Source organism: Pseudomonas sp. SIMBA_068 (assembly GCF_046534705.1).
In the GTDB taxonomy this organism is placed as follows: domain Bacteria; phylum Pseudomonadota; class Gammaproteobacteria; order Pseudomonadales; family Pseudomonadaceae; genus Aquipseudomonas; species Aquipseudomonas putida.
On sequence record NZ_JAWRYI010000283.1, the window covers coordinates 1 to 297 of the forward strand.

At 58.9% G+C, this 297-nt stretch carries 1 pseudogene; it reads right to left on the bottom strand.

Annotated features, from left to right (window positions below):
- Positions 1-297: pseudogene (locus tag SB756_RS29200) on the bottom strand (phosphoketolase); the annotation flags it as partial.

The window sequence follows — 297 nt, forward strand, 5'->3', positions numbered from 1 at the left end:
GTGGCCGACGGCCATTTCCAGTTCTGCACCTCCGGCACATCTTCACCGTGTTCACGCACATAGCGATGATGCTCAGCGATGCGCTCCTGCAGATCGTCCAGCAGCTCAGGATGCGCATCGGCCAGGCCCGGCACGCGCAGAATCGCCTCCTGCGCCAGATGATAGCGGTCAAGCTCGTTCAGCACCGTCATATCAAATGGCGTAGTGGTGGTTCCCTCTTCATTGAAGCCGCGCACATGGAAGTTGCGGTGGTTGGTACGCGAATAGGTCAGGCGATGTATCAGCGTCGGATAACCG